The 21,821-nt window shown below is 72.2% G+C and carries 18 protein-coding genes; 3 read left to right on the plus strand and 15 right to left on the minus strand.

Annotated elements, in window-relative coordinates; genetic code table 11:
- Window positions 1-330: 330 nt before the first annotated feature.
- The 7 genes from IEZ08_RS01275 to IEZ08_RS01305 form a co-directional block, all read right to left on the minus strand.
- Window positions 331-828: a hypothetical protein gene (locus IEZ08_RS01275; protein ID WP_068922037.1), complete on the minus strand. Its 498-nt coding sequence runs from the start codon at window positions 826-828 to the stop codon at window positions 331-333.
- A 130-nt stretch (window positions 829-958) separates the two neighbouring features.
- A complete protein-coding gene (locus IEZ08_RS01280) occupies window positions 959-3,076 on the minus strand; it encodes a hypothetical protein (protein ID WP_068922038.1) in 2,118 nt (705 codons plus the stop codon).
- Between the two features lie 364 nt (window positions 3,077-3,440).
- Complete coding sequence (locus IEZ08_RS01285) at window positions 3,441-3,953, minus strand: DUF1638 domain-containing protein (RefSeq protein WP_203863193.1); 513 nt, start codon at window positions 3,951-3,953, stop codon at window positions 3,441-3,443.
- A 106-nt stretch (window positions 3,954-4,059) separates the two neighbouring features.
- A complete protein-coding gene (locus tag IEZ08_RS01290) occupies window positions 4,060-6,027 on the minus strand; it encodes an ASKHA domain-containing protein (RefSeq protein ID WP_189241484.1) in 1,968 nt (655 codons plus the stop codon).
- Window positions 6,024-6,875 carry a dihydropteroate synthase gene (locus tag IEZ08_RS01295; RefSeq protein ID WP_189241485.1) on the minus strand — a complete coding sequence of 284 codons (852 nt, stop codon included), beginning with the start codon at window positions 6,873-6,875 and terminating at the stop codon, window positions 6,024-6,026. Before IEZ08_RS01295 ends, IEZ08_RS01290 begins: the two co-directional genes overlap by 4 nt.
- 40 nt (window positions 6,876-6,915) lie before the next feature.
- Complete coding sequence (locus IEZ08_RS01300; RefSeq protein ID WP_068922040.1) at window positions 6,916-7,587, minus strand: cobalamin B12-binding domain-containing protein; 672 nt, start codon at window positions 7,585-7,587, stop codon at window positions 6,916-6,918.
- Window positions 7,553-8,329: an IclR family transcriptional regulator gene (locus IEZ08_RS01305; protein WP_068928516.1), complete on the minus strand. Its 777-nt coding sequence runs from the start codon at window positions 8,327-8,329 to the stop codon at window positions 7,553-7,555. The genes IEZ08_RS01300 and IEZ08_RS01305 overlap by 35 nt, the downstream gene beginning before the upstream one ends.
- Window positions 8,330-8,375: 46 nt before the next feature.
- Here IEZ08_RS01305 and IEZ08_RS01310 point away from each other — a divergent pair, with 46 nt between their 5' ends.
- On the plus strand, window positions 8,376-9,938 hold the full coding sequence (locus tag IEZ08_RS01310; protein ID WP_268249305.1) for a trimethylamine methyltransferase family protein: 1,563 nt from the start codon (window positions 8,376-8,378) through the stop codon (window positions 9,936-9,938).
- A 57-nt stretch (window positions 9,939-9,995) separates the two neighbouring features.
- On the opposite strand, the gene IEZ08_RS01315 is transcribed toward IEZ08_RS01310, so the two are convergent.
- The gene (locus tag IEZ08_RS01315; RefSeq protein ID WP_189241486.1) at window positions 9,996-11,186 is read right to left on the minus strand and encodes a sensor histidine kinase; all 1,191 of its coding nucleotides are present in this window, start codon (window positions 11,184-11,186) and stop codon (window positions 9,996-9,998) included.
- A 139-nt stretch (window positions 11,187-11,325) separates the two neighbouring features.
- Here IEZ08_RS01315 and IEZ08_RS01320 point away from each other — a divergent pair, with 139 nt between their 5' ends.
- Complete coding sequence (locus IEZ08_RS01320) at window positions 11,326-12,249, plus strand: SPFH domain-containing protein (RefSeq protein ID WP_084780920.1); 924 nt, start codon at window positions 11,326-11,328, stop codon at window positions 12,247-12,249.
- 21 nt (window positions 12,250-12,270) lie between these two features.
- Here the strand turns inward: IEZ08_RS01320 and IEZ08_RS01325 are convergent, their stop codons facing one another.
- The 6 genes from IEZ08_RS01325 to aceB form a co-directional block, all read right to left on the minus strand.
- Entirely contained in the window at window positions 12,271-13,083 is an 813-nt protein-coding gene (locus IEZ08_RS01325) for an IclR family transcriptional regulator (RefSeq protein ID WP_068922044.1), read from the minus strand.
- Window positions 13,080-14,318 carry a (Fe-S)-binding protein gene (locus IEZ08_RS01330; RefSeq protein WP_068922045.1) on the minus strand — a complete coding sequence of 413 codons (1,239 nt, stop codon included), beginning with the start codon at window positions 14,316-14,318 and terminating at the stop codon, window positions 13,080-13,082. The genes IEZ08_RS01325 and IEZ08_RS01330 overlap by 4 nt, the downstream gene beginning before the upstream one ends.
- Before the next feature lie 2 nt (window positions 14,319-14,320).
- On the minus strand, window positions 14,321-15,715 hold the full coding sequence (locus IEZ08_RS01335; RefSeq protein WP_189241487.1) for an FAD-binding oxidoreductase: 1,395 nt from the start codon (window positions 15,713-15,715) through the stop codon (window positions 14,321-14,323).
- Window positions 15,715-17,169: an FAD-linked oxidase C-terminal domain-containing protein gene (locus IEZ08_RS01340; protein WP_068922046.1), complete on the minus strand. Its 1,455-nt coding sequence runs from the start codon at window positions 17,167-17,169 to the stop codon at window positions 15,715-15,717. Before IEZ08_RS01340 ends, IEZ08_RS01335 begins: the two co-directional genes overlap by 1 nt.
- The gene (locus tag IEZ08_RS01345; RefSeq protein ID WP_189241488.1) at window positions 17,166-17,693 is read right to left on the minus strand and encodes a DUF1016 N-terminal domain-containing protein; all 528 of its coding nucleotides are present in this window, start codon (window positions 17,691-17,693) and stop codon (window positions 17,166-17,168) included. Before IEZ08_RS01345 ends, IEZ08_RS01340 begins: the two co-directional genes overlap by 4 nt.
- Before the next feature lie 109 nt (window positions 17,694-17,802).
- On the minus strand, window positions 17,803-19,389 hold the full coding sequence (gene aceB / locus IEZ08_RS01350) for a malate synthase A (protein ID WP_189241489.1): 1,587 nt from the start codon (window positions 19,387-19,389) through the stop codon (window positions 17,803-17,805).
- Between the two features lie 262 nt (window positions 19,390-19,651).
- On the opposite strand from aceB, the gene IEZ08_RS01355 reads away from it, so the two are divergent.
- Window positions 19,652-20,347, plus strand: coding sequence for a DUF4097 family beta strand repeat-containing protein (locus IEZ08_RS01355; protein WP_084779700.1), 696 nt, complete (start codon window positions 19,652-19,654; stop codon window positions 20,345-20,347).
- Between the two features lie 85 nt (window positions 20,348-20,432).
- Here the strand turns inward: IEZ08_RS01355 and IEZ08_RS01360 are convergent, their stop codons facing one another.
- Window positions 20,433-21,809 (minus strand): FAD-binding oxidoreductase, encoded by a 1,377-nt coding sequence (locus IEZ08_RS01360; protein ID WP_229802839.1) that lies wholly within the window; start codon window positions 21,807-21,809, stop codon window positions 20,433-20,435.
- Window positions 21,810-21,821: the final 12 nt, after the last annotated feature.

Consider the following 21,821-nt stretch of genomic DNA (forward strand, 5'->3'; position numbering starts at 1 on the left):
GCTGGAACGTCTCATCAGATCTCCTTGCTTTGAGAGGGCCGCAGCCGAGGGCTGAGAGCTTTTGCGAGACCCGAATCCTGTGTCGTGGTGTGCGCAATGGTGTCCACAACGCAAACCCCAACAAGTGGGAGCATCGCGGGCCGGGCGGAAGGGAACAACGGCCACTTCCGCAACGCCGGTTAACACGGCGGTTCATGATCGATAGTTGTGGCGGCACCGCGTGACATGAAGATCGTCCTGACGCCGCCCGACGGTCCCGCCGCGGAAGTCAGGGGCAGTGCGTCCCGCGCCCGCCGTTCAGGCAGGACCGACAGGCGCAGGCCCGGGGCTTCAACCCTGGATCGCCGACCGGACTTCGACGGTCAGGGGGGACGCGCTGACACGGAGGCGGGGGACCTGGCGGACCAGGGCCAGGACCTCGGGGGCGCCGGTCTGGCCGACGCGGCCGAGCCACTGCTCGGGGGTGTCGCTCTCGGTGTCGAGGGTCAGCTCGTAGGTGTAGGAGCCGGGAGCGTCCGGGACGAAGGTCTCGAAGGTGGCCAGTGTCCGGGTCATGCAGGGGTCGAAGGGCTCGCCGGGCGCCAGCCGTACGAAGTCGGAGACCCGCAGGGGGCCGACGAGGGGGTCCTCCGGGGCGGGCGGGGCGGCGACGGTCCGGCCGTCGCGGGAGATCGAGGGCCGGTAGCGGGGGTAGCGGCTGCCGTCCTCCGAGCCGTCCAGGACGCCGACGAGCAGAACGTCCGACGTGCTGACGACGGACACGGTCACGGGGACCGGCTTCCCGGCGGGGTACGGCCCGCCGGGAGCGGTCAGTTCTATCCGGATCACGGCGTCTTCCTTCTCGGTTTCCCGGTGATCATGCCACCCGTGACGGACATGTCACCTCTTCTCGGGTCACCGTTCCATGAGCACTGCAGAGGTTCCGTGGTCACCGCACAGTGGGCCGGTGCTCGCCGGGTCACTGCTTCCTCTGGGCGGGGCCCTTTCCCGCCTCGGCGAGGAGCGTCGCCTTGGTGTGCTCGGCCTGCTCGCGGATCTGCTCCAGCACCGGGGGACGCAACTGCTTGGACTCGAAGGTACGGACCATCCTGTCGATCGTGCCGGTGGCCTGCTCCAGGTCGCCCTGCCTGGCCTGGGCGCGGGCCAGGCGGCGCATCACCATGTTGAGCGTGATGTTGTCGACGCCCGCGCCCTGCGCCGACGCGTCCGCGACCGCGGTGAGCTGCTGGATGCTCTCCTTGGTGTCGGGCCGGCGGATCTTCAGTTCCTTGTCGGCGGTGATGTCCTTGAACTCCCGCTCGGCGTTGATGCCCTGGGCCATACGGGCGTACACGGCGAGCGGATGGTCGCCGTACCGCTCGATCACCTCGCGCAGCGCGTTGTTGCCCGAGGCCAGGCAGGGGGAGTCGGAGCCGAGCAGGGACAGCAGCGTGCCCGCCTCCTCGCCCAGCATCAGCTCGGCGACCTCCTGGTCGACCTGCGCGACGGGATAGCGGACCCGGAGCACGCAGACGGGGGAGACGATCCGGGAGCCGTCGCCGGCCAGGTACTGGGCCCGGATGCGGTACTCGCCGGGCTGCTGGAAGTAGTGCCCGTCGGCGCCGTGGCCGATGTAGGCGCTGCGGTAGATCGCCGGGTTGTTCTCGTCCAGCCGGATCGTGGTCATGTCGTCCGAGCAGTGGCGCATCATCGGCCGGTAGAGCACGGTCCGGCCGGACGGCTGGGTGATCGCGATGTGCGTGAAGTCGGTGTCCGGGTGCAGGTGGCCGTGGGTGCTGCGGCCGCGCAGGTCGGTGGTGCGGAGCTTGAGCTCCACGACCACCGGCTCGCCGAAGGCGAAGGTCTCCTTGGTGCGGACCTGCAGGGCCAGACCCGACCAGTCCTCGACCGGCTCCTCGAACAGCTCCGGAGAGATCTCGGCCGCTCCGGTCGCGAAGGGGTTCGCACCCATGATCACATCGCGGTAGTTGCCGTGGCGGAGGTGGACCAGCTCGCTGTCGGTGAACTGGAACGGGAACGCCGCCCAGTAGGCGGCCTCGCCCCCGGCCCCGGAGACGGGGCGGTAGTTCTGGACGTAGTTCATCCAGCTCAGGTCGGCGAAACCGCCGTTGGGGCCGAGCGGTTGGGGCGGTACGGCCAGGTTCTTCTGCCAGGAGTGCAGCAGGTTGAAGGCGTGGCCGATCTCGTGCACGTAGGTGCGGAGCTGGGCGCGCTGGGCCTGCGGGCTGTCCCCCTTGATGGCGTCGTAGAAGACGGCGGCGCCCTGACGCTGGCTGGCGTCGTTGTAGTCGAACATGATCCCGCGGTAGCCGCCGGTGTGCGCGCTGGCGACCAGCATCCACACCTTCCACTGCGGAACGTTGGCGTGGCCGCTGAAGTGCTGCACCATCGCGTTGTGCAGCTCCGCGTCGTCCCAGCGCAGGTCGGATCCGGGAGCGTCGGTGATGATGTTGGAGATGCCCGACATCTGCAGCTCGATGCCCGCCTCGGCGTAGGACCGCACGACCGTGAGCACGCGCGCCTGGCTGGTCGGGGGCTGGGGCAGCGACGCGGTGTCGTAGGAGACGAACGGCACGGACCCGGTCACCGAGTCCTGCTCCAGGATCACGCTGCGGAAGTACGGCGAGACGAACGCGCAGGCGTAGCTCGCGCCGGGCTGACCGGAGTCGGTCAGGAACTGCACGGTGGCGTCGGCCTGGGGCTGCGCGGTCGTCCGGCGGGGGATGGTCACGCGCACGCGGGGGGCGCCGGCGGTGAAGGTGAAGATCCCCCGGCCCTCCAGCACGACCTGCTCGGCGGTGACGGCGACCGTGGGGGAGTTCACGATGAAGGAGCCGAAGTAGGAGGTCGTGCTCCCGCTGATGGAGAAGAAGTCGGCGCTGACCCGGTTCTGCGGGCGGGTCCCGTCGACGTCCACCCGGAGTTCGAGCTGGTAGCCCTGGCCGCCGCTGCGGTATCTGCCGCGCGTCAGCTGCCACTGGGCCTCCTGGTAGAGGCCGGTCGCCTCGTGCTGTTCGGAGCCCTTCCCGTCGGCCTGGACGGTCTCCTCGCGCAGGTGCTGCTCGAGGTCGGTCACGCCGGACAGGGACGCCGATGTCCCTTGAGTCGGGTCGGATGGAGCGGACATACCGATCTCTCCAGTCGCTCGCGTCGTGTTTCGGGCACGGCGGTGCCACCGAGAAGTCATTGGGCCCGTGAACGCTCGATGACCTGCCGCCGGAAGTCTGGCTGCGCAGACTCGCGGAGATATACCCGGACACTTCTCCTCGTCCCCTGGCCTGTCAATGGGGTGACGGGAGGGGCGGCGGGAATATGACCGCGAGGGCAGGCCGGTGTCACGAACCTTGTTCTGCGAGCCTTGTTCCGCGAGCGTTCCGAGGGGTTCTGCGGGCACGGTTCTGCGAGTTCGGTCCCATGAGTCCGGTTCCACGGGCCCGGTGTCATGAGTCCGACTCCACGAGCTCCGCCAGCCGGCGTTCCAGGCCCGTGTCCCCGACCTCGCGGACCAGGAGGGGCAGGCCCAGGACCGCGGCGGCCCGGACGGCCCGCGCGCGCAGGTCCGGGGTCGGGCGCTGGGCCAGCCAGACGGCGCGGCGGTAGTGGGCGAAGTAGGCGTCGCGGAGGCCGGGGTGGCGGTCGAGGCCGAGTTCGGCGACGACGGAGCGCCGGAAGGTACGGACCAGATAGTCGGTGAGGAAGAACGTCCCGGCTTCCTCTTCTGCCAGTTCGCGCACCTCCCGCCCGGCGAAGACGTCGTAGCAGTGCTCACCGCGGAGCCGTACCAGCCCGTGCCGCCCGCACACCTCGTCGAGGGCTCCGTAGGTCCCGCAGTCGGCGTAGGCCACCGCCAGCCGCCGGTGCCTGCCCTTGGCGTCCTCGACCACCGCCTCGACCGCGGCGGCGATGGCGGCGGGCCGGTTGTGCAGGAGCGGGGCGAGCGGATAGACCTCCACCGCCCATCCCCGCCGTTCCGCGATGTCCCGCACGTGCCCCGCCAACGCCCCGCACGCCACCACTCCCACCTCAGGCCCGGCCTCAGGCCCGGCCTCAGGCCCGGCCTCAGAAGGCGAGGAGGTCGACGAAGCGGTCGTTGAAGTCGGGGCGGTCGGAGAGTTCGACATAGTGGATCTCCTCCAGGAGGGCGAGGGCCCCGGCGCGTTCCTGGACCGAGAGCAGGGCGAGCTTCGCGCCCTCCCCGGCGACGTTGCCCGCGCTGACGATCCGGGGCAGGGCCAGATCCGGGACCAGTCCGACGCGGACGGCGGAGGCCGGCGACAGGTAGGAGCCGAAGGACCCGGCCAGCAGGACCTGCTGGATCTCGCTCTCCGCGGCGCCGTACTCCGCCAGCAGCAACCGCCAGCCCGTCGCGATCGCCGCCTTGGCGAACTGCAGCTCCCGCACGTCCCGCTGGGACAGGAAGACGTCCCCGGCCAGGGTGAAGACCCGCTCCCCGCCGACCGTGGTCAGCCGCCCGGCCAGCTCGGGCGCCAGCCGTACGGCCTGCGCCTCCGGGACGAACCGGCCCGAGCGGTCCAGCAGCCCGACCCGGAGCAGTTCCGCCACCGCGTCCACCAGCCCCGACCCGCACAGGCCCGCCGGGGCGACGTCGCCGATCACGCCCAGTTCCACCGAGGGCGTGAGCCGCACGGTCTCGATCGCCCCGGCCGAGGCGCGCATGCCGCAGCGGATCTGGGCCCCCTCGAAGGCCGGGCCCGCCGGCGCGGCGGTGGCCAGCAGGCGGCCGGCCCGGCCTTCGAAGGGGCCGAGCACGATCTCGCAGTTCGTTCCCACGTCGATGAAGAGGCGCAGCCGCCGGTCCCGGTCCATGCCGGAGGCCAGGACCCCGGCCACGATGTCCCCGCCCACGTACGCCCCCAGCGCCGGCAGCACCACGGCCCGCGCCCGGGGATGGAGGCGCAGCCCCAGGTCCGAGGCGAGCAGGGCGGGCAGTGCTCGGGTGGCCATGACGAACGGCGCCACGCCCAGCGGCTCGGGGTCGATGCCCAGGGCGAGCTGGACCATGGTCGCGTTCCCGGCGAGCGCCACCTCGTAGACGTGCCCGGGGGAGACGCCCCCCTCCTCGCACACCTCCCGCGCGAGCTGGTCCATCGTCTCGCGCGCCGCGTCCCGCAGCCGGTCCAGCGCCGAGGGGTCCAGCATGGTCGCGCTGATCCGGGAGATCACGTCCGCGCCGGACGGCTGCTGGAGGTTGAGCATCGAGCGCACCGCCACCGGCGTCCCCGACGACAGGTCCAGCAGCGTCGCCACGACCGTCGTCGTCCCCAGGTCGAACGCCACCCCGTAGCGCGACCCGCTCGTGTCCCCGGGCTCCACGTCGATCAGGACGTCGTCCACGACCACGGCGGTGACCTTGAAGTCCGCCGCCCGCATCACTTTTCCCGCCGCCCGTACGGCGTGCAGGTCCGGCACCGGCTCCAGGTCGTCCAGGGCGGCCAGGAGCCGTTCCAGGTCCGGGGTCTGGTCGGTGAGGGTGGGCTCGGCCAGCTCGACGTAGCGCTTCTGCACGGCGGGGCGGAGGATGACCTGCCGCCCGACCCCCACGGTCGCCGCCTTCGGCCGGGTGGCCAGCGGGGGGATCTCCACCTCCAGGTCCGAGACGGCCCGAGCGAGGCAGGCCAGCCGCCACCCCTCGCGCAGTTGCTCCGGGCCGAACGCCCGGGGATCCAGCCGGGAGACCGGGACCGGGCAGCCCGCGCCGTCCGGGTCGCCCGCCTCACCCAGGTCGCCCGGGTCGCCCGCCTCGCCCGTGGCGCTCACGCCGTTCCCGTCGTCCGCGCCGCGGGCCGTCACCCTGATCCTGCACTTGCGGCAGGTCCCGTGCCCGCCGCACGTCGAGTCGATCGCGACGCCGTTCCAGCTCGCCGCCTCGAACACGCTCACCCCCGGTGGCACGCTCACCTCCCGGGGCGGCCTGCCCTCGGCCAGCAGGCGCAGCCGTACGCGCCCGGACCCGGTGTCCCGGCCGGTTCCGGGGCCGCGCCCGGCTGCGGGGCCCTGTTCCGTCATCCCTGCCGGGCCCGGTAGGCGGAGATCCAGTTCGCGCCCCACGGGTCGTTGCCGAGCAGCAGGTCGGCGGCGCGGGCGGCGGTCACGCACTCGGGGGCGAGCGCGTTCATGATGGCGCTGGTCAGCCCGGCCGCGGCGGCCATCGCCAGGAAGGCGGCGCCCAGCGCGTGCCGGTCGGGCAGGCCGAAGGAGACGTTGGAGGCGCCCAGGCACATGTTGAGCCCGTAGGCGTCGCGGATCGCCCGGATGGTCTCCAGCGTCACGTTCACCGCGTCGGTGTCGGCGCCGACGGTCATCGCCAGCGGGTCGATGACGATGTCCTCCATCGGGATGCCGTACTCCTCGGTGGCCACCCGGACGATCTTCCCGGTGATCTCCAGGCGCTGCCCGGCGGTCTCCGGGATGCCGGTCTCGTCGTTGGCCAGCGCGACCACCGCGGCGCCGTACCGCTTGACCAGCGGCAGGATCTCGGCGAGCCGGTCGTCCTCGCCGGTCACCGAGTTGACCAGCGCCTTGCCCTGGTAGACCGCCAGTCCCGCGGCCAGCGCCTCGACCACCGAGGAGTCGATGCACAGCGGCAGGTCGGTGTGCCCCTGGATGAGCTTGATCATGGACGTGAGCAGCCCGGCCTCGTCGGCGAGCGGCACCCCCGCGTTCACGTCGAGCACGTGCGCCCCGGCCTCGACCTGCCGCCGCACGTCCACGATCACCTGGGACAGGTCGCCCGCGCGCAGCGCCTCGGCGAACTTCGCCCGGCCGGTGGGGTTGATGCGCTCCCCGATGACGCAGAACGGCCGGTCGGGGCCGATGACCACTTCCCTGGTCCGGGACCTCAGAACGGTGTGCACGACGGAGACCTCCTCGGCCGGTCCGTGACGGCGGCCGGGCTCATGACGGTGTCCCGGCGACGGCGCGGCGCCCGGCCAGGAGCTCCTTGGCGCGGCGGACGGCGGTGGAGGCGTCGGCGGCGTAGCCGTCCGCGCCGACCGCGTCGGCGTACTCCTGCGTGACCGGGGCCCCGCCCACCATGACGATCACCTGGTCGCGCAGGCCCGCCTTCTCCAGCGCGTTGATGTTCGCCTTGAACATCGGCATCGTCGTCGTCAGGAACGCCGAGAACCCCACGATGTCGGGCCGGTGCTCGCGGATCGCCGCCACGAACCTCTCCGGCGCCACCTGCACTCCCAGGTCGATCACCTCGAACCCGGCGCCCTCCAGCATGATGTTCACCAGGTTCTTGCCGATGTCGTGGACGTCGCCCTTGACCGTGCCCATCAGGAACCTGCCCAGCGACGCCGCGCCCGTCTGGGCCAGCAACGGGCGCAGCACCTCCATCGCGCCCGCCATCGCCCGCCCGGCGATCAGCATCTCCGGCACGAAGAAGTCACCGCGTTCGAACCGGGCGCCCACCTCCTCCAGGGCGGGGATCAGCGCCTCGAACAGCATCGTCTCGGGGGCCAGGCCCGCGGCCAGGCCCTGGTCGGTCAGGTCCAGGACGGCCGGGGCGTCGCCCACGAGGGTCCGGTCATAGAGGCCCTGCAGGATCTCTTGCTCGGTCAAAGGGGGCTCCTAACGCTTCGGAGAGGGCGGAGGCTTCGCCGGTGAGGAGTTCGCCGATCTCGGTGACGCGGTCCGGGGTGAGGCGGACAGAGGGGCCGGAGACCGACAGCGCCGCGATGACCGCGCCGTCCCCGCCCCGTACGGCGGCGGCCACGGCGATCAGCCCGGGTTCCAGCTCCTCGCGGGCCACGCCGTACCCGCGCCGCCGGATCCCGGCCAGTTCCCGGCCGAGCTCCTCGCGGTCGGTGAGGGTCCGCGGGGTGCGGCGCTCCAGCGGGCCGCCGGGCAGCTCGGCCGCGCCGTGGGCGAGGAAGACCTTGCCCAGCGCCGAGCAGTGCAGCGGCACCCGCAGTCCCACCCAGTTCGTCGCGCCGAGCAGGTAGCTGCTGTCGACCTGGGCGATCTGCTCGACCGCGCCGCCGCTGAGCACGGCCAGGTTGACGGTCTCGCCGGTCTTGCCGCCGATCCGCTCCAGGTACGGCTGGGCGGTGACGGCCAGGTCGGCGCTGCCGGACCGGCTGGCGTAGCGGGCGAGCACCGGCCCCGGCCGGAAGGCGCCGTCGCGGTCGCGCTGGAGCAGGCCGTGCCGCTCCAGGGCCGACAGCAGGCGGGAGGCGGTGCTCTTGGGCAGCCCCGACTCGGTGAGCAGGGTGGTGAACGGCTGGGGCTCGCCCGCCTCGACGACGCGGACGAGCAACTGCGCGGCCCGGTCGATCGCCTGCGTCCCGGACGGGGTCGTCACGTCGTGCTCCCTGCTGGTCACGGGCTCGTCGCGACGCCGCCGCGCCGTGGTCCGGGGGACCGGAGCCGCCGGTGAAGTTCCATATCGTGGAACCGTTGTTCCACTCAACGAGCGTAAGATCGGCCTCAGATCCGGGTCAAGAGGGTCGAGAGGGTCCAGCAGGTCCGAAGGAGTGGCCGTGTTCCTGAACCAGATGCCCCGCTACGAGATCCTGTCCGCCGACGCGATGGCCACCCTCGACCGGGGCTGGCGCCGCATCGTCTCCGAGATCGGGGTGGAGTTCATGTCCCCCCGGGCCCTGGAGCTGTTCCGCAAGGCCGGGATGAAGGTCGAGGAGAACAACGTCCTCTTCGACCCGGAGTTCCTCCTCGAACAGGTCGCCAAGGCCCCCCGGGAGTTCGACGTCCAGGCGCGCAACCCCGCCAACACCGTGCACATCGGCGGCGACCACATGGCCTTCGGCGCGGTGTACGGATCGCCGTTCGTGCGCGAGGGCGACGTGCGGCGCGACGCGACGCTCGACGACTTCCACCGGTTCTGCAAGCTCTCGCAGGTCTTCGGGGAGATGGACTCCGCCGGGGGAGTGGTCTGCGAACCCGGCGACGCGCCGCTCGACTCCCGCCACCTCGACATGGTCTACGCGCTCCAGACGCTGACCGACAAGATCTACATGGGCAACGTGGTCTCCGGCCCGAACGCCGCCGACACCATCGCGATGACCCGCATCCTGCTCGGCGACATCGAGACGGTCCCCGCCACCATCTCCCTGATCAACTGCAACTCGCCGCTGCGCTGGGACGACCGCATGCTGGACGCCCAGTTCGAGTACTCCGCGGCGAACCAGCCGGTCGTCCTGACCCCGTTCCTGCTGATGGGCGCCATGTCCCCGGTCTCGGTCCCGGCCACGCTGGTCCAGCAGATCGCCGAGGCGCTCACCGGGATCGCCCTGTCACAGCTGATCCGCCCCGGCTGTCCGGTGATCTTCGGCTCGTTCCTGTCGAACATCGACATGCAGTCCGGCTCGCCGTGCTTCGGCACCCCCGAATCGGCCGTCGGCCTGCTGTGCACCGGCCAGATCGCCCGCCGCTTCGGGCTGCCCTGGCGCTCGGGAGGCGCCCTGACCTCCTCGCAGACGGCCGACGCCCAGGCCGGCTACGAGGCGCTGATGACGATGCTGCCGACCTTCCTGGCGGGCGCCAACTGGGTCATGCACACCGCGGGCTGGCTGGAGGGCGGCCTGGTCAGCGGGTTCGAGAAGTTCGTCATGGACGTGGAGATCCTGCGCATGCTCCAGCACGAGTTCACCCCGCTGGAGATCACCGAGGAGTCCCTGGCCTTCGACGCCCACGCCGAGGTCGGCCACGGCGGCCACTTCCTGGGCGCCGCGCACACCATGGAGCGCTTCCGGACCTGCTTCTACCGGCCGCTGCTGTCCTCCTCCGACAACTACGAGCGCTGGATGCGGCGCGGCGCCAAGGACGCGGCGGCCCGGGCGACGGAGATCTACCGGGCGAAGCTCCAGGAGTACGAGCCGCCGCCGCTCGACGACGCGATCCGCGAGGAGCTCCGGGACTACGTGACCCGCCGCCGCCGCGAGCTCGGTGACTGAGATCCGCGTCCACACGGACACGGGCGAAAGGCGAGGACTCCATAGCCACTCCTGAGCTCAGGGAACCGATCGGAGGGGGAGACGGTCCGGGAGCCTCGCCTCCACCGTGAAGCCGCCGCCCTCACGGGGGCCCGCGGTGAGTGTGCCGCCCAGCGCCTCGGCCCGGGCGCGCATCCCGGTGATGCCGCTGCCCTCGGGGCCCGCGGGGGCGGCGCCGTCGTCGGTGACCGTGACGGTGGAGTGGCCGGCGGAGCGGCCGACGGTCACCACGGCGCGGCGGGCCCCGGAGTGGCGCAGCACGTTGGTCAGGGACTCCTGGACGATCCGGTAGATCACGTGGCCGGCGGCAGCGGAGGCCTCGCCGGTGACGTTCAGCTCGATCTCCACCCCGGCGCCGCCCATCGAGGCGACCAGCTCGGGCAGCCGGTCCGCGCCCGGCCGGGACCCGTGCTCGCGCACCGTGCCCAGGGTGGTCCGCAACTCCCGCAGGGCCTCCTTGCTGATCTTCTTGATCGACTCCAGAGCCTCCAAGGGCTCCGAGGCATCCGAGGCGGCCGAGGCATCCGGGGCATCCGGGCCGTCCCCGCCCGGCCGGGGACGGCGGGAGGCCACGTGCAGGGCGGCGCCCGCCCGCATGTTGATCAACGTCAGGCTGTGACCGAGCACGTCGTGGATCTCCCGGGCGATGGCGAGCCGCTCCTCCTGCGCCCGCCGCTCCTGCCGCGCGCGCTCCTCCTGGGCCCGCCGCTCCGCCCGCGCCGCCTCCGCCTCGGCCGTGGCCAGCAGCGCCCGCCGGTTCGCCCGCACGACGAGGCCGATGCCGTACGGCAGGAGCATCGAGGCGTACCAGACCGGCATGCTGCCGGGGCCGCTCATGTCGGCCCCGGCCGAGGAGTCCGCCGCGACCAGGGCGGTGCCGGACAGCAGGAAGGCGCACACGCCGTGCGGGACGGGCCGGTGCGCGGTCACCGTGTACAGCGCGACGCTCAACGTCAGGAAGACCGGGCCGAACGGATAGTTCAGGGCCACCAGCGCCGAGCAGCACGCCAGGGTGGTGACCAGGACGGCCCACGGGAACCGCCTGCGCGCCACCAGGACGAGCCCCGCGCCGAACAGCAACGCGTAGGCGCGCCCGTCCAGAGCCTCCGCCGGCGGCACCTCGCCCTGCGCGGCCACCCGCGTCCCGAAGGGCACCACGACCACCGCCCCGGCCGCCAGCACCGCGTCCTCGATCCGGCTGCGCTCCACCCCCTCAGCCTAGAGCCGCTCCGTGGATCTCCGCCGTCACGAGAAGCAGTGGCCCGTCCCCGCCACGGCGGTGATCCACGGCGCTCCACGGAGAACCCCTAAGATCCGCGTTTGGTAAAGCGGATCTCAAGAGGTGGCGATGAACGCACAGAAATCCAGAGGGAGAAGCCTGCTGGTGCGAGGACTCGCGCTGGCCGTCGGCGCGGTGGTGGTGTTCAGCGTGCTGCTGAGCGCGTGCTCCCGGGTGAGCACCCAGCCCGACGAGATCATCCTTCACTACGCGGGCGGCGTCTTCGAGCCGATCGAGTTCGAGCGGTGCGTCAACCCCTCCAGCGGCGCCACCCTGCTCGGCCCCGGCGACACCGCCTACTCCTACCCGTTCGGCCAGCGGACCTTCGACTTCTCGGGGGCCCAGGACGCCGAGTCCAAGCCGCTGACGGTCGTCAGCAGGGACAACGTGGAGATGCGGGTCTCGGGCGTGGCGACCTTCACGCTCAACACCGAGTGCAAGACGCTCCAGCAGTTCCACGAGAAGATCGGGCTGAAGTTCCGCGCCTACTACGAGGAGGGGGAGTCCGAGGGATGGCGGCGGATGCTCGGCATCTACATGCGGGTCCCGCTGGACCGGGCGCTCGACGCGGCCTCCCAGGAGTTCGAGTGGCGCGGGCTGTTCAACGACCCGAAGGTCAAGCAGGCCTGGGAGACGCGGGTCGGCGAGCTGGCACGGCAGTTCATCAAGGAGACCGCCGGGGCCGCCTACTTCTGCGGCCAGAACTACGCCGGCAGCGGCGACTGCGGTGACATCTCCCTGACGATCCAGAAGCCTGAGCCGCCCGCGTCGCTGGTGGAGGCCCTCTCCGCCGAGCAGGCAGCCAAGGCGGAGAACGTCGCCCAGGCCCAGCGCAACGCCAAGGTCCGCACCGAGCTCGAGTCCATCAAGGACCTGGTGAAGGTCCTCGGCCGGGACGGCGCCGTCCTCTGGCAGGCCATCCAGAAGGGCCAGGTCACGGTCGTCCCGGTCCCGCAGGGCACCGGCCTCAACATCAACCCGCCGAGCCGCTGACGGGCCTCCCGGACACGCGGGTCACAGGGCGCCGCCCAGCTCGGCGCCGAAATCCCGGGCGATCCGCCGCATGCCCGCGGCCAGCTCCTCCCGGTCGAGCGCGTCGATGCGCTCGGCCGGGCCGGAGACCGACATCGCCGCGACCGTCCGCGCGCCGTCGCGCACCCCCACGGCCAGGCAGTGCACGCCCAGTTCCTCCTCGCCCAGGTCCATCGCGTACCCGCGGTCGCGCACCCGGTCCAGCTCGGCGAGCATGGCGGGCAGCTCGGTGATCGTGTTGGCGGTCCGCCGGGGCATCCCGGTCCGCTCGACCAGCGAGGCCACCTCGGCGTCCGGCCGGTCGGCCAGCAGGACCTTGCCCACGGCCGTGCTGTGCGGCAGCACCCTCCGGCCCACCTCGGCGAACATCCGCAGCCGCCGGGGCGAGGGCGCCTGCGCGACGTAGACGATGAAGTCGCCCTCCAGCACGGCCATGTTCGCCGTCTCGCCGGACAGCTCCACCATCTTCTTCAGGTACGGCTGCGCCCACACGCCGACCAGCCGCTCGGCCATCCCGCCGAGCCGGACCAGCGCCCCGCCCAGCGCGTAACGCCGGTCGGACTCCTGGCGCACGTATCCGCGGTCGAGCAGGGTGCGCAGCAGCCGGTGGATCGTCCCGTACGGCAGGCCCGTCGCGGCGGCCAGCTCCGAGATCCCGGCCTCACCGCCGTGCCCGGCCAGCGCCTCCAGCAGGTCGAGCGCCCGGTCGACGGACTGGACTGTGCTCACGGCCGCCCTGCTCGCACGGTCCCCGTTGGCGTGGCCGGCGCCGGTGCCGAGGCGGTCCGTGCTCATGCGACCCTCCCCAGACCGCGGATGGAGGCGTCCAGCACCTGCGCGGTGTGGGCGACCGGGATCGGGGCTGCGCCGGAACGGCGGATCGCCGAGGTGATCTGCATGGTGCAGCCGGGGTTGGCCGAGACCAGCAGGTCGGCGCCGGTGGCGAGGACCCGTTCGGCCTTGCGGTCGCCCAGCTCGCGGGCGGCCTCGGGCTGGAACAGATTGTAGGTGCCGGCGGAGCCGCAGCAGATCGCCGACTCGGCGATCTCCCTCAGTTCGAGATCCGGGATCGCGGTCAGCAGTTCCCGCGGCTGGGACCGCACCCCCTGCGCGTGCGCCAGATGGCAGGCGTCGTGGTAGGCGACGGTGAGCGGGAGCGGGTGGCGCCTGGCCACCGGGCCGAGCTCGGCCAGATACTCCGCCAGGTCGACGGTACGGATCTCCCGGGCCCGCTCGGCCCACACCCCGTCCAGGAGGTCGGCGTACTCCTTCATGGTCGAGCCGCACCCGGCCGCGTTGACCACGATCGTGTCCACGCCCGCCCGGTCGAAGGCCGCGATCGTCCGCCGCGCGAAACGCCGGGCCTGCCCCGGACGGCCGGAGTGCAGCGACAGCGCCCCGCAGCAGCCCTGCGACGGCGGGATCACCACATCGCAGCCCTCCATCGCGAGCACCCGCGCCGTGGCCGCGTTGACCTGCGGGAAGAACTCGCCCTGCACGCATCCGGTGAGCATCCCGACGGTGGCCCTGCGCCTGCCGACCGCCTCGACCCGGCGCGGCAGCCGTACCCGCTTCACCGGATCGGGCGCGAGGTCGGCCATCGCCGCCAGGGACGGGTTGACCCGCTCCAGCCGCGGCGCGATCCTGCGCCGCAGCCCCGCGCTGAGCCGCAGCGGCACCCGCATCGCGCGCAGCCGCCGGGGATGGGGGAAGAGCTGGAAGACCAGCTCGCGCAGCGCCCGGTCGGCGGGTTCGCGGACGTGTTCCCTCTCCACCACGGCACGCGTCTGCTCGATCAGCCTGTCGTAGCGCACCCCCGAGGGGCAGGCCGTCACGCACGCCATGCAGCCCAGGCAGGCATCGAAGTGCCCGGCCATCTCATCGGTCACCGGGGTGCCCTCGACGTGCTGCTTCATCAGGTGGATACGGCCGCGGGGGGAGTCCATCTCCTCACCCCACAGGACGTACGTCGGGCAGCTGGGCAGACAGAATCCGCAGTGCACGCAGTCGTTGATCAGCTCGGGGTCCACGGTCAGATCCCTCCCGCCATCCGGCCGGGGGACATCCTCCGGTCCGGGTCGAACCGCTCCTTGACCCGCCGCATCAGCGGCAGCGCCCCCACCGGCCCCCAGAGGTCCACCAGACGGGCGAGCTCCGGCGGGGCGGTGAGCACGGTGAGCCTGCCGCCGAGGGGGGCGACGTCGCCGCGCAGGCCCGACACGAAGGCCGCGACCTCCGCGACCTCCGCGAGCTGGGGGATCTCCGGGATCTCCGGGAGCTTCGCGAGCTCCGTGGGTTCCGTCCCGGCGCTCTCCGGAGGCAGGGCGATCTGCAGGACCGCCGAGGCCAGCGAGCCGCGCACCCGGGCGGGCAGCCCGCGCGCGGCGATCGCCCGCAGCGCGCCGTCCACCCCCGAGGGCGGGACGCGCAGCTCCAGCAGCACGTCCTCGCCCGGCGTGACCCCCCACCACCCGGGCGCCTCGCCGCCGCCGGTCACGTCCGGTACGGCCTCCGCCGCGCCCGCGAGCAGATCCCGTACGGCGCCCGCCCTGCTCTCGGCCGCCACACCCTCGACCAGCGCCGAGACCGTGAACGTCCCGGCGGGCGCGAGCCAGTCCAGCTCGACCGCGCTCGGCTCGGCCTGCGAGGCGGCCAGCGCGGCGGCGACGGCACCGGGGCTCGTGGAGGGTCCGGCGGAGAGCGCAGCCGGGGGCGCGGACGGGAGCACGGCGGTGACCCAGTGGCGGGCCCGGGGGATCGGATGGAGGCGGAAGACGGCCTCGGTGATGATCCCGAGCGTGCCGTACGAGCCGGTGAACAGCTTGCCGAGGTCGTATCCCGCGACGTTCTTGACGACCTTCCCGCCGGAGCGGGCGACCGTGCCGTCGGCGAGCACGACCGTGAGGCCGATCAGCAGGTCGCGGGCGGTGCCGTAGCGGAGCCTGCGGGGGCCCGCCGCGGCGGTGGCGAGCGTGCCGCCGACGGTGGAGCCGGCGAGGGGGACGTCGAGGGCCAGTTCCTGGTTTTGCGCGGCGAGGGCCTCGGCCAGGGCGTCCATGGTCACGCCGGCCTGCACGCGCACCACGAGGTCGCCGGAGGCGTGCTCCAGGATCTCGTTCAGGCAACAGGTGTCGATCAGCAGGTCGCAGCGCTCGGGCGGGGTTCCCCAGTGGAGCCTGGTGCCGCCGCCGGCCGGGACCACGGCGAGGTCGTGCCCGGCCGAGACCCGCATCAGAGCCGCGACCTCCTCGGTGCTCTCCGGCAGCGCCACCCAGCGGGGCATGACCCCGGCCACGGCGTCGCCGGGGCCGGCGTCCCGGACCGTCACCCCGGTCGCGGACAACGCGTCGCGAGCACCGGCCCCGTGCCGTGCCCTCGCGCCGGTCTCCTGCGGCGCGTCCGGGCCGGTTTCCTGCGGCGTGGCCATCAGAACTGCTCCGCCCGGCCGGACTCCACCAGCGGGTGCACGCCCCTGCGCACGCCCGGGACCTCGCCGCACAGGCGCGGGGTGGGGAAGACCTTGCCCGGGTTGGACAGGCCGCGGGGGTCGAAGGCGCAGCGGACCAGTTGCATGGTGTCCAGATCATCGTCGGTGAACATTTTCGGCATATATCGGGACTTGTCTACACCAACACCGTGCTCACCGGTGATGGACCCACCATGCTCGACGCACAGGTCGAGGATCCGTCCCGAGACCAGCCCGGCCCGCTCCTCCGCGCCCGGCTCGGCGTCGTCGAACAGCACCAGCGGGTGCAGGTTCCCGTCTCCGGCGTGGAAGACGTTGGCGACCCGGATGCCGTACTCGGCCGAGAGCCGGTCGATGCTCGCCAGCACGTCGGGCAGCGCGGTCCGCGGGACCACCCCGTCCTGCACGATGTAGGCCGGGCTGATCCGGCCGACCGCCGCGAACGCCGACCTGCGGCCCTTCCAGACCGCCGCCCGCTCCTGCGGCCCCGCCGCGGTCCGCAGCTCGAACGCGCCGTTGTCCCGGCAGATCCGCTCCACCTCGGCGAACTGGTGCGCCACCTCGGCGGCCGGCCCGTCCAGCTCCACGATGAGCACCGCCCCCGCGCCCGCCGGATAGCCGCAGGCCACCGCCGCCTCGGCCGCCGCGATCGCCAGGGCGTCCATCATCTCGATCGCGGCCGGGACGACGCCCGCGCCGATGATCGCCGAGACGGCCTGCCCGCCCTGCTCGATGCTCCCGAACGCCGCCAGCAGCGTCGTCACGGTCTCCGGCGCCCGCGAGAGCCGTACGGTGACCTTGGTGGTGATCCCGAGCGTGCCCTCCGAGCCGACGAACGCGCCCAGCAGGTCGTAGCCGGGGTCGTCGGCGTCGAGCGTGACGATGTCGCCGTCGGGGGTGACGATCTCCAGGGCGAGCACGTGGTTGACGGTGAAGCCGTACTTCAGGCAGTGCGCGCCGCCGGAGTTCTCCGCGACGTTCCCGCCGATCGTGCAGACCTGCTGGCTGGAGGGGTCGGGCGCGTAGTAGTAACCGTGCTCGCGGACCGCCTCGGTGATCGCCAGGTTGGTCACCCCCGGCTCCACCACGGCCCGCCGGTCGGCCAGGTCGACCTGGAGGATCCGCCGCATCTTCGCGGTCACCACCAGCACCCCGTCGGCGCGCGGCAGCGCCCCGCCGGACAGCCCGGTCCCCGCGCCGCGCGCCACGAACGGCACGCCGTACTCGTTGCAGAGCCGCACCACGGCGGCGATCTGCTCGGCGCTCTCCGGCAGCACGACGATCCCGGGCACGGCCCGGTGGTGGGTGAGGCCGTCGCACTCGTAGGTGCGCAGGCGCACCGGATCAGTGATCACCGCCCCCGGCGGCAGCACCCCCGCCAACCCCCGGGCCAGCTCGTCGAGCGTCTCGGTCAATGTCGATCCTCCTCAAGCTCACGCGGAGGCGCGGTCGTGTCACCGAGTCCAGGAACTCCAGGACGTAGGGGTCCTTGATGAGCTTCTTGACGGACTCGCGGTCCTCGGGGTGGCACGGTGCGGTCGAAGTTGTGCAGGGGGTGGCTCGTGCGGAGGTGGAACTGCCCCTTGATCATCGTGGTCAGGACGCCGCGGGTCCACCCCTCCTCGGCGGTCTTGCGGGCATGGAAGCCCCTGGCGGCGAAGGCGCTCATGCGGTGGAGGTTGGTCCGGGAGTAGCCTCTGGCCTCGGGAAACGCGGTACGGAGATCCGCCGACAGCCGGGCGACGACTTTCTTACCCCAGCCCTCGTCGGCCTGGCGGTCGAGGATGTGGCGGCCGATCCGCCAGTACTGCTGGATCAGCTCGGCGTTGGCCGCCAGCACGGTCCGGACCCTGCTCGTGGCGATCTCCCGCTTGATGTCCGCCGGCAGCGTGGCGGACTCGTCGGGGTGGATGCCTTTGCCGTTCGTGCAATCGTCCACGGACGGAACGTAGCGGATGCGTTCGGTTACTCTCCGTGCCCGGTTGGAACCGGGGGTGGGAATCCTCCTCGTCGGAGGGAGATCCTCCACCCCCGGCCTCCTCATGTCGTCACGGCATGCGCGCGTAGGCGGGCAGGGTCAGGAACTCGGCGAAGTCGTCGTCCAGGGCGACCTCCTTGAACAGGGCGGTGGCCTGGGCGTAGAGGGCCTCGTCGTAACCGGGCTCGGCCTTGATCTTGGCGAGCTCCTCGTCGATGATCTGCTCGACGAGCTCCCTGGTGACGACCGCGCCGGTGTCGGCCAGCTCGATGCCGTTGTGGATCCACTGCCAGATCTGGGAGCGGGAGATCTCGGCGGTGGCGGCGTCCTCCATCAGGTTGTGGATCGCCACCGCGCCCAGCCCGCCCATCCAGGCGGCCAGGTAGCGCAGCGCCACGTCCACGTTGTTGCGCAGCCCGGCCTCGGTGATGTCGCCGGGGGTCTCGGAGACGGCCAGCAGGTCGGCGGCGGAGACGGAGACGTCCTCGCGGAGCCGGTCGATCTGGTTGGGCCGCTCGCCGAGCACGCCGTCGAAGACCTCGCGGCAGATCGGGACCAGGTCGGGGTGGGCCACCCAGGAGCCGTCGAAGCCGTCGCCGGACTCGCGGGTCTTGTCGGCCCGGACCTTCTCCAGCGCGACCTTGTTGACCTCGGCGTCGCGGCGGGAGGGGATGAACGCGGCCATGCCGCCGATGGCGTGCGCGCCGCGCTTGTGGCAGGTGCGCACCAGCAGCTCGGTGTAGGCGCGCATGAACGGCGCGGTCATGGTCACCGCGTTCCGCTCGGGGAGCAGGAACTCCTTGCCGCGGGTGCGGAACTTCTTGATCACGCTGAACAGGTAGTCCCAGCGGCCCGCATTGAGCCCGGCGGAGTGGTCGCGGAGCTCGTAGAGGATCTCCTCCATCTCGAACGCGGCCGGGTAGGTCTCGATCAGCACGGTCGCGCGGATGGTGCCCTGCGGGATGCCGAGCAGGTCCTGGGCCCGGACGAAGACGTCGTTCCAGAGGCGGGCCTCCAGGTGCGACTCCATCTTCGGCAGGTAGAAGTACGGCCCCTTGCCCTTGGCGATCTGCCGGGCGGCGCAGTGGAAGAAGTAGAGGCCGAAGTCGACGAGGGAGCCCGACATCGGGGCGCCGTCGAGGAGGAGGTGCTTCTCCTCCAGGTGCCAGCCGCGCGGGCGGACCACGATGGTGGCCAGCTCCTCGTCGGGCTTGAGGGTGTAGCTCTTGCCGCCGGTCTCGAAGTCGATGGCCCGGTCCAGCGCGTCCCGCAGGTTGAGCTGGCCGTTGACGGTGTTCTCCCAGGTGGGGGCGTTGGCGTCCTCGAAGTCGGCCAGCCAGACCTTGGCCCCGGAGTTGAGGGCGTTGATCGTCATCTTCCGGTCGACCGGGCCGGTGATCTCCACCCTGCGGTCCACCAGGCCGGGCGCGGGCGGGGCGACCCGCCACTCGGACTCGCGCACGTGCTTGGTCTCGGGAAGGAAGTCGAGGGTGCCGCCGGCCGAGAGCTCCGCCTGCCGGGCCTGACGGGCCTGGAGCAGCTCGATGCGCCGGGCGCCGAACTCGCGCTGGAGGGCGGCCACGAAGGCCAGCGCCTCCGGCGTGAGGATCTCGTCGAACCGGTCCTGGGAGGTGCCGGTGATCTCAACGCCGTCCATGAGCTCCCTTTCCTGTTTTCCACATGATGGAAAATCTCTTCTGAATTGTGGAATAGACGCTACTGGACGGTCACTTGCGGGTCAAAGGCAGGGGCCTCCTCGGGTGCGTCTCAGGTCTCCCTCAGGGCCGATAGGGGGGCTTCCCGGATGGGATCCGGCGGTCCGGGCGGCCACAGTGGAGTCACACCCCCTCTTTCGAGGGAGGCGGAAATCGGTCGGGAGAGGGAAGCGGTGGGCTTCCCCGGGAGTCGAGGATTGAGCCGTGAAGAAGAAGATGCTTGCCGCAGGGGCCGTCGTGGGCTCGGTCCTGGTGCTCTCCGCCTGCCAGTTCGACGGGTTCGGCCCGGGCGAGCAGGAGGTGGCCTCCTACGACGTGCCCGACAAGGTGCTGAGGCTCGTCGTGGACAGCGGGTCCGGGGACATCGTGGTCAACGAGTCCGACCGGACGGGGATCAGGGTCACCGAGACGATCCACTGGAAGCGGGACAAGCCGAAGACCGAGCACGTCGTGAGCGGTGACACCCTCACGCTGACGTACAGGTGCCCGGACCGCGTCGGCATGATGGTCTGCAGCGTCGACTACAAGGTCGAGATCCCGAAGGGGATGTCGGTCAAGACGGACACCGAATCGGGGGACATCATCCTGCGCTCGCTCAGCGGCGAGGTGGACGCGGGCACCGGCTCCGGCGACATCGAGGCCAGCACCCTGACGGGCAAGCGGTTCCTCGCCGACACCGGGTCGGGGAACGTCGAGGCGAAGTTCACCGCGGTGCCGGACGACGTGCAGGTCGAGACGGGCTCGGGTGACGCCACGGTACGGCTGCCGCGCGAGACCTACCGGGTGACCGCCGAGACCGGGTCCGGAGACGAGACCATCGGCGTCACCAACGACGCGTCCGCGCCCCGGACCGTCCAGGTCTCGACCGGCTCCGGGGACGCGAAGGTCCTGCCCTCCTGACCCCGGGAGACCCTGAGCGGAGACCCTGAGCGGATTCCCGGGGTCTCCGGCGGGGACGGCGGTCCCGGCGGACCGGGGGCGGGGGTCAGCCGGCCAGCACCGGATAGTTGCTGCGCAGCACGCCCAGCGGGTCCCGGCGGCGCTTGACGTCCCGCAGCCGGGCCAGCACCTCACCCGGGAAGGCGTTCGCGGCCTTCTCGCCCGCGCCGAGATTGGTGAAGGGCTTGCGCCCGCTGGTGTACGGCACCAGCGCCGCGGAGACCGCCCGGAACCGCTCCCCGATGGCCGCCCCGGCCTCGGGGGTGAACGGCACACCCAGCAGGCCGAGCAGGTACTCCTCCTCGATGCGCCCGCAGGCGCCGCCCCCGGCGGCCGGCCGGGCCAGCGCCCCGCCCAGGTGGCGCAGCTGCGCCACGGCCAGCGGGGCCACCGTCCCCGAGCCCACCACCTCCTCCAGGATCGTCGCGGCCACCGTGTCGTCGAACCGGGTCAGCAGCTCGCCGCGGAACATCCCGGGTCCCGGGTCGGTCGGTTCGGCGCAGATGCTCCCCAGCTCGGCCACCGGCAGCGGTCCCCGGGTGTCGAGGACCCGGCCGTCGATCTTCTCCAGCCGGTGCAGCAGCGCCTGCCCCTCACCGGAGTCACCGAGGTAGGTGACGTCCACGATCACCGCGGACAGCCCGCGCAGCGGCTCCGGCACGTGGGGCAGCGGCGGGAACTGCATGAGCGAGAACCACGCGGTCAGCTCCTGCGGGGCCTCGGCCGTGGTCTCGCGGTAGGCGGCCAGGACCTCTCCGGCGCGCCCGGCGGTCCACACCATCCGCCCGCCGTACAGGAGGGGCTCCGGATACAGGGCGAACTCCATGGCGGTGACCACCGCGAAGTCCCCGCCGCCGCCGCGCAGCGCCCAGAACAGCTCCGGGTCGGAGTCCGCGTCCACCCGGGCCCGCGCCCCGTCGGCGGTCACCACGTCGAAGGAGCGCACGCTGTCGGCGGCGAAGCCGTACTTCCTGCCGAACCAGCTCACCCCGCCGCCGAGGGTGTAGCCGACCACGGTCGGCGCGGGCGAGCTGCCCGCCAGGCCGATGAGGCCGTGACCGCTCGCCCCGGCGAGCACCTCGCCCCAGGAGACGCCCGCGCCCACCCGGGCCAGCCGCTCTCCCGGCAGGATCTCCAGATCACGCAGCCGCCCGGTGCGCAGCAGGATCGTCCCGTCGGTGTCCCCGCTCGCGCCGTGGCCGCTCGGCTGGGTGCTGACGCCGATCCCGGCCAGCCCGGCGTAGGCGATCACGGAGGCGACGTCGTCGGCGTCGGCCGCCTCCACCACGGCCAGGACGTTCTGCTCGACGGCCAGGTTCCACGGCGTCCGGGCCTTGGCGAAGCCCTCGTCCCCGGGGACGAGGACCCCGCCGCGTACCGCCCGGCGCAGCTCGCCGCCGAGGTGAATGTTGTTCTTGCTCACGTTTCCTCCCCG

The sequence above is a fragment of the Planobispora rosea genome (genome assembly GCF_014648175.1).
Lineage (GTDB): Bacteria > Actinomycetota > Actinomycetes > Streptosporangiales > Streptosporangiaceae > Planobispora > Planobispora rosea.

Coding starts and splice junctions, on each gene's coding strand:
- IEZ08_RS01290 (WP_189241484.1), bottom strand. CDS start 6,027: ATGACGGAACAGGGCCCCGCAGCCGGGCGCGGCCCCGGAACCGGCCGG.
- IEZ08_RS01320 (WP_084780920.1), top strand. CDS start 11,326: ATGAACGCACAGAAATCCAGAGGGAGAAGCCTGCTGGTGCGAGGACTC.
- IEZ08_RS01325 (WP_068922044.1), bottom strand. CDS start 13,083: ATGAGCACGGACCGCCTCGGCACCGGCGCCGGCCACGCCAACGGGGAC.
- IEZ08_RS01335 (WP_189241487.1), bottom strand. CDS start 15,715: ATGGCCACGCCGCAGGAAACCGGCCCGGACGCGCCGCAGGAGACCGGC.
- aceB (WP_189241489.1), bottom strand. CDS start 19,389: ATGGACGGCGTTGAGATCACCGGCACCTCCCAGGACCGGTTCGACGAG.